General features: G+C 71.1%; 8 protein-coding genes. 3 read left to right on the top strand and 5 right to left on the bottom strand.

All coding sequences use genetic code 11. From position 1 onward, the window contains the following. Nucleotides 1–216: 216 nt before the first annotated feature. A complete protein-coding gene (locus LB823_RS23320) occupies nt 217–615 on the bottom strand; it encodes a DUF5318 family protein (RefSeq protein WP_068526203.1) in 399 nt (132 codons plus the stop codon). Between the two features lie 229 nt (nt 616–844). Here LB823_RS23320 and LB823_RS23325 point away from each other — a divergent pair, with 229 nt between their 5' ends. The 3 genes from LB823_RS23325 (at nt 845) to LB823_RS23335 (ending at nt 3,399) form a co-directional block, all read left to right on the top strand. Then, the gene (locus LB823_RS23325) at nt 845–1,381 is read left to right on the top strand and encodes a PadR family transcriptional regulator (RefSeq protein ID WP_068526204.1); all 537 of its coding nucleotides are present in this window, start codon (nt 845–847) and stop codon (nt 1,379–1,381) included. Between the two features lie 11 nt (nt 1,382–1,392). Then, nucleotides 1,393–2,490, top strand: coding sequence for an inositol-3-phosphate synthase (locus LB823_RS23330; RefSeq protein WP_224652111.1), 1,098 nt, complete (start codon nt 1,393–1,395; stop codon nt 2,488–2,490). Nucleotides 2,491–2,652: 162 nt separating this feature from the next. Then, nucleotides 2,653–3,399, top strand: a complete 747-nt coding sequence (locus tag LB823_RS23335; protein WP_224652113.1) for a DUF1542 domain-containing protein — start codon at nt 2,653–2,655, stop codon at nt 3,397–3,399. Between the two features lie 13 nt (nt 3,400–3,412). Here LB823_RS23335 and LB823_RS23340 read toward each other — a convergent pair whose 3' ends face one another. The 4 genes from LB823_RS23340 to LB823_RS23355 form a co-directional block, all read right to left on the bottom strand. Continuing rightward, the gene (locus tag LB823_RS23340) at nt 3,413–4,180 is read right to left on the bottom strand and encodes an AIM24 family protein (RefSeq protein ID WP_224652116.1); all 768 of its coding nucleotides are present in this window, start codon (nt 4,178–4,180) and stop codon (nt 3,413–3,415) included. Continuing rightward, a complete protein-coding gene (locus tag LB823_RS23345; protein ID WP_224652117.1) occupies nt 4,177–4,878 on the bottom strand; it encodes an AIM24 family protein in 702 nt (233 codons plus the stop codon). The genes LB823_RS23340 and LB823_RS23345 overlap by 4 nt, the downstream gene beginning before the upstream one ends. Before the next feature lie 5 nt (nt 4,879–4,883). Beyond that, entirely contained in the window at nt 4,884–5,504 is a 621-nt protein-coding gene (locus tag LB823_RS23350; RefSeq protein WP_224652119.1) for an AIM24 family protein, read from the bottom strand. Nucleotides 5,505–5,547: 43 nt separating this feature from the next. Beyond that, nucleotides 5,548–6,351: tellurium resistance protein (locus tag LB823_RS23355; RefSeq protein WP_308011495.1), on the bottom strand; the 804-nt coding region annotated here is incomplete at its 5' end.

The following is a 6,351-nucleotide window of genomic DNA, read 5'->3' on the forward strand; positions in this document are numbered from 1 at the left end:
TCCTTGCCGCTCGGCGGGACCACGGGGAACTGCGTCGTGGGCGCCGCCTGCGGCGTCGCGGGGCGCGGCGGAACCGGCGGGGTGGGGCCTCCGGGCCGCGACGGCCCTCCGGCCGCCCCGTTCCGCTCGTCCTTGCCACCCGGGTTCGTCACCGCTGGTTCTCCGCTCGTCTCATCGTCGTCTCGTACGTTCCGTGCCGGTCCGGCCGCCGCTCGTTCAGCCGGGGGCCGCGCGGCGCTTGCGCCGCGGTCGCGGCGGTAGGCCCGCCACGTACGACTGCACCAGATGATTCCAGTTGCACGACCTGCACACTTCCACGACATGCACGGAGAACTCCACCCGTGTGGATTCCATCTCGCTGAGCTCGGCATCCGTCCGGGCCGAGCCCGAGGCGTCGCCGAGGGATTCACCGAACACCCAGGACACCAGGGTCAGCTGCTCCTTGCGACAGATCGGGCAGAGCACCTCGGACGGCCGGCCGTGGAACTTGGCCGCACGCAAGAGGTACGGATCGGCGTCGCACACCGCCTTCACGGCGGTGCGCCCGGCGTTGACCGACGCGAGCAGCGATCGCCGCTGCAGCGCGTAGTCCACCGTTTGCCTCTGCGTCCGCACGGATCCAATGTACGTGGCCGGGCCGGGAGACGCCGCGACAAGGGCATACCGCCCGGGACCGTCCGCCCCGGTCGCGGGCCACGGACGCGGCGCCGCGCCGCCTGGCGTTCATCGCCGGTTCACCCCTGAGGTATCGTTCTATATATCGGCGCGATACAACTGCCGATCGATTGATGAGATAGATCCACTCGCGTCAGCCGCTCGACGCCGCGCACGGAAGGAGGCAGCAGTGCTCGAACTCGCAGTTCTGGGACTCCTGCACGACTCCCCCATGCACGGCTACGAGATCCGCAAGCGGCTGACGGAACTGCTGGGCCCGTTCCGCGCGTTCTCCTACGGATCGCTGTACCCCGCCCTGCGCCGCGCGCAGGACGCCGGGTACATCGCCGAGGAGGACGGACCGGGCCCGTCGAAGCGCCGCGCGCGCCGTGTCTACGGACTGACCCCGGCCGGCAAGGAGCGGTTCTCCGCCCTGGTCGCCGACACCGGTCCGCAGAACTACACGGACGACGGGTTCGGCGTGCATCTCGCCTTCTTCACCGCCACTCCCGCCCAGGCCCGGCTGCGCATCCTCGAGGGTCGCCGCCGGCAGGTCGAGGAGCGGCGCGAGGAACTCCGCCGGGCCCTTGCGGCCGGCGGGACCAGCGAGACGTACACGCGGCAGTTGCACGAGCTGGGACTGGAAACGACGGAGCGCGAGGTGCGGTGGCTCAACGAGTTGATCGCCGCCGAATCCCGCTCCGACGCGAAGACCGACACCGACTGAAGGGAACAACGGTGACTGACAACTCCACCAAGGTGCGCGTCGCGATCGTCGGCGTGGGCAACTGCGCCTCGTCGCTCGTGCAGGGCGTGCACTACTACAAGGACGTGGCCGACGACGCCACCGTGCCGGGCCTCATGCACGTGAAGTTCGGCCCGTACCACGTGCGCGACGTCGAGTTCGTCGCCGCGTTCGACGTGGACGGCAAGAAGGTCGGCTTCGACCTCTCCGACGCCATCAACGCGTCCGAGAACAACACCATCAAGATCGCCGACGTGCCGCCCACCGGCGTCACCGTGCAGCGCGGCCACACCCTCGACGGGCTGGGCAAGTACTACCGCCTGACCATCGAGGAGGCGCCGGGCGAGGGTGTCGACGTCGTCCAGCAGCTCAAGGACAACGAGGTCGACGTGCTCGTCTCGTACCTGCCCGTGGGCTCCGAGGAGGCCGACAAGTTCTACGCGCAGTGCGCCATCGACGCGGGCGTGGCCTTCGTCAACGCGCTGCCCGTCTTCATCGCCTCCGACCCGGAGTGGGCCGCGAAGTTCCGCGACGCCGGCGTCCCGATCGTCGGCGACGACATCAAGAGCCAGGTCGGCGCCACCATCACCCACCGCGTGATGGCGAAGCTGTTCGAGGACCGCGGCGTCACGCTGGACCGCACGTACCAGCTCAACGTCGGCGGCAACATGGACTTCAAGAACATGCTCGAGCGCGACCGCCTCGAGTCGAAGAAGGTCTCCAAGACGCAGGCCGTCACGTCGAACCTGACCGGTCCGCTCTCGGGCAAGGTGCACGACAAGAACGTGCACATCGGCCCGTCGGACTACGTCGAGTGGCTCGACGACCGCAAGTGGGCGTACGTGCGCCTCGAGGGCCGCGCCTTCGGCGACGTGCCGCTGAACCTGGAGTACAAGCTCGAGGTCTGGGACTCGCCCAACTCGGCCGGCATCATCATCGACGCCGTGCGCGCCGCGAAGATCGCCAAGGACCGCGGCATCGGCGGCCCCGTGATCCCCGCCTCGGCGTACCTGATGAAGTCCCCGCCCGAGCAGATCGCCGACGACGTCGCGCGCAAGCAGCTCGAGGAGTTCATCATCGGCGCGGACTAGTCCCCGCCCGGCCGGCACGTCCGGCCACCGTCGTAGGGCCCGTCACCCGTGGGGTGGCGGGCCCTCGTCGTGCCCGAGCGACCCCCTTCGCCCTGGGCGAAAAGTCCGGATCGCACAGCTTCTCGTCAGCCTCGCAGCGGGCGATCTCGGTACCGTCGGGTCATGGACCCCGTGCTGATCCTCGTCGCCGTCGCCGTCCTCGCCCTGATCGTGCTGCTCGTGATCCGCGGCAACCGGAACCGGTCGACCGCGCTCTCCGACGCGCAGGCGGACGCCCGCGCCGCCATCGACCGGCTGGCCGGCCAGGTGAACAACCTCGTCGGCTCGAACGACGCCGCCCGGCAGGCGCTCGCCGACGCGGGCGAGCGGTACACGGCCGCCGGCGCGCAGGTCGGGGGCGCGAACACGCCCGCGCAGGCCCGCCTCGCCAAGCAGACCGCGCTCGAGGGCCTCTACTACGCGCGCGCCGCGCGGGTCGCGATGGACATGGACCCCGGCCCGCCCATCCCCGAGCTCGACGGCCAGCGCACCGCGGGCTCCGTCTCCGAGGACCGGACGGTCGACGTCGACGGCCGCGCGCTCACCGCCTCGCCGTCGCCGTCGGACCGCACCCCGAACTACTACCCCGGCGGCGTCGTCGCAGGCCGGCCGGTGCCCGCGGGCTGGTACAGCGAGCCCTGGTGGAAGCCCGCGCTCGTCGCCGGAGCCTGGGGCATGGGCAGCTACCTGCTGTTCAGCTCGATGTTCGTCGGGATGGCCGGGGTCGGCCCGGCCGTCCTCGCCGACCCGGGGGTCGACGGTGCCGCCGACGCCGGTGCCGACGGGGGCGGCGACTTCGGCTCCGACGGGGGCGGATTCGGTGACTTCGGCGGCGGGGACTTCGGCGGGGGCGACTTCGGCGGCTTCTGACCGCCGGCCCGGGCTATTGCTGCTGCCCCAGCTGCTGCTGGACGGACGCGTTGATCTCGCGCAGGCCGCCCGCCGAGAGGCCGGGGAGCTGCCCGGTGATGTTGCGGACCACGTGCCGGTCGTCGAGCACCTTCTCGCTGGACTGCACGAGCACCGTGCCGGAGCCGGTGAAGTCGAACTGCCGCTCCTCGCCCGAGCTCACGCCGAACGCGCGGCCCGCGGCGGCGACGAAGCTCGTCACCCACGCCTGGTCGTAGTGGTGGCTCGGCGAGGGGCAGTCGGCCCAGCCGACGAGCGCCTCGGGGTCCACCCGCACGGGCGGCTCGACGAACATGACCTGCCCGTTCGACGAGGCGAGGAACCGGCCGGTGCCGATCAGCGTCACGAAACCCGGCACGATCGACTGCTGCAGTGAGAGGTTCGGCTCGAAGGCCAGGAGGTTCGCGGCGCGGATCGTGAGGTTGCCGTTGTCCTCGAGGTCGTAGGCGTTGATGTCGTTGCCGCGGTCGCCGATGATCAGCTTGCCGTGGCCCTCGGCCACGACGTAGTCGCCGAGGTACAGCGGCGCGGAGAACTGCTGCGCCACCATCTGCAGCAGTTGCCCCTGCAGGCCGTGCTGCAGCGAGGTGAAGGTCATCTGCCCGTAGTGGGCGATCATCGCGCCCTTGGACAGGAACCAGGGCTTGATCAGGTCGATGCAGTACGAGTACTGGTTGCCCGGGACGTTGTCGCCGCCCGCCGGGAGGGTGTGCGGGTTCCACACCGTGTCGAGTTCGCTCACAGCCGGTGCTCCGATGCTTGGACGTAGACGACACCCTGACCGGTGCAGTCGAGCTGGAAGGCCTCGCCGCCGGTGCGGCCCATGTTCCGTAGGCTCACGGTGGAGCGCAGGTTGGTCTGGACCGGGCCGAGCGCCGCGGCGAAGGCCTGCGGGTCGACGGTGACCGGACGGTTCGGCGCGACCTCCAGCGTGATGAAGCCGCCATGCCCGAGGATCGCGGCAGCTCCGACGCCGCTGAGCTGCGTGGTGAACATGCCCTGCCCCGTCGCGACGCCGCTCGCCGCGGACCGCAGCGCGCCCATGATGCCGCCCCCGCCGCCGCCCCCGCCCGACGCGGAGGTGGAGACGATCGAGGCCTGCAGGCCCTGGGTGTAGGCGAGCAGCCGGGAGGCCTCGACGCGGAGGTCGCCGCCCTGCGGCATCTCCACCACCTCGACCTCGAGGCCGCGGAAGCCGTAGTGCACGGTGCCGTTGCCCTGCGCGACCATGGTCGCCTCGTGCTCGCCCTGCATCATCCGGCCGGCCATCCCGGCGATGCCGCCGAGCGCGCCGCCCATGCCGCCGCCCATGCCGGGGATCTGGTGCGGCTGGAAGAAGACGTTCCCCGTGTAGAAGAGCATCGCGCCGCGGCGTGCAATGACGGGGCCGGAGCGCGTGAGGTCGATCGAGACGACCTTGCCGTTGACCTTGGTGAACACCGCGCCTACCTCTCCGCCGGCTGGATCGAGACCACGCCGGAGCCGTCCCAGCGCAGGGAGAAGGCCTCGCCGCCGCCCTGGCCCATGACGGACCGCCACGACACGTCGGTCACGAAGGACTGCGAGAGCTGCCCCCGCGCGCAGACGAAGGCGTCGGGGTCCACTACCAGGGGGTACTGCGGCGAGACCTCGAGGTGGATCAGCGGCCCGCCGAGCGAGAGCAGCGCGACCTGGCCGTGCCCCGTCACCGTCGTGGTGAACAGGCCCTGCCCGGACGCCCCGCCGCGCACGCCGGCGAAGGTCACGTTGGTCGAGAGCTGCGGGGTGAGCGCGAGCAGCTGCTCGGACTCGACCTGCAGGGTCTCGCCGTTCAGGTCCACGACGGTGACGGTGGCCGCGTCCTGCGCCAGGTACACCACCCCGGTGCCGGTGCACTCCATGAGCGAGAGGCCCTCGCCCGTCGCGCGGCGCTTGAGCCCGGCCACCACGCCGTCGCCCCCGCCGAAGCCGGCCGACTTGAAGCTGACCTGGCCCTCGTAGGCGATCATCGAGCCGCTGATCGCGCGGATCGAGCTGTTGTTCAGGTGCGCCTCGACGACGCGTTTCGTCTTCGATCTCAGCTGCATGGGCTCCCCTCCCCGTCCTCGTACGCCGCCACTGTAGGGGGCGTCACTTCCTCCCGGGCGTGAAGTTCAGCCCCCAGTTGTAGGCCTCGGCGACGGCGCGCTGCGAGCCGTGGATGTATTGCACCTCGCGGGTCACCGTGAGCTCGCCGTTCACCACGTGCAGCTGCGCGATGGCGCAGGAGATGGCGCGCCGGTCCGGGTTGTCGAGGCGCACCTCCACCTCGGGCCCGCCGGGCGGGAAAAGGGTGACGACGCCGTTCGCGGACGCCCAGTTCGGTGTGCCCTCGTAGATGTAGGCGAAGATCAGGATCCGCACGAAGTCGTCGAGGTGCGCCAGGTTGATGTGCAGGTTCTCGCCGCCCTGGGACCGGCCGGAGCGGTCGTCGGCGTCGAGCTGGATGAACGGCGGCCGGTCGATGCTGCCGAACGAGTTGCCGAGCGCCTGCACGCCGCCGCGGTCGCCGTTGCGGAGTTCGTAGAAGCACGCCAGGTCCAGGTCCACGGCGTTCCCTCCGCCGAACAGGCCCTTCTTGCCCTGGGTCCAGTTCAGGTTCACGCGCATGGTGCCGGTCGGCCGCTCGGAGGACTTCGCCAGCGAGACGGTGGGCGCGGACTTGGTCAGCGTGATCTTGGAGAGGTTCACCGGCGGCGCGGCCGGCGCCGGGGCCGGGGGCTGCTGATAGGCGGGCTGGGCCGGCGGGTACGCCGGTGCCGGCGGCTGCTGATAGGCGGGCGGCTGGTACGCGGGCGGCTGCTGCGCGGGCGGAGGCTGGTACGCGGGCGGCTGCTGGTAGGTCGGCTGGGCCGGCGGGGGCTGGTACGCCGGCTGCGCGGGCGGGTACGACGG

The sequence above is a fragment of the Tsukamurella sp. M9C genome, assembly GCF_020169415.1.
GTDB lineage: Bacteria > Actinomycetota > Actinomycetes > Mycobacteriales > Mycobacteriaceae > Tsukamurella.

What these genes read in the sequence shown, in the direction of transcription:
- LB823_RS23335 (WP_224652113.1), top strand. Translation starts at nt 2,653, where the DNA reads ATGGACCCCGTGCTGATCCTCGTCGCCGTCGCCGTCCTCGCCCTGATC.
- LB823_RS23350 (WP_224652119.1), bottom strand. Translation starts at nt 5,504, where the DNA reads ATGCAGCTGAGATCGAAGACGAAACGCGTCGTCGAGGCGCACCTGAAC.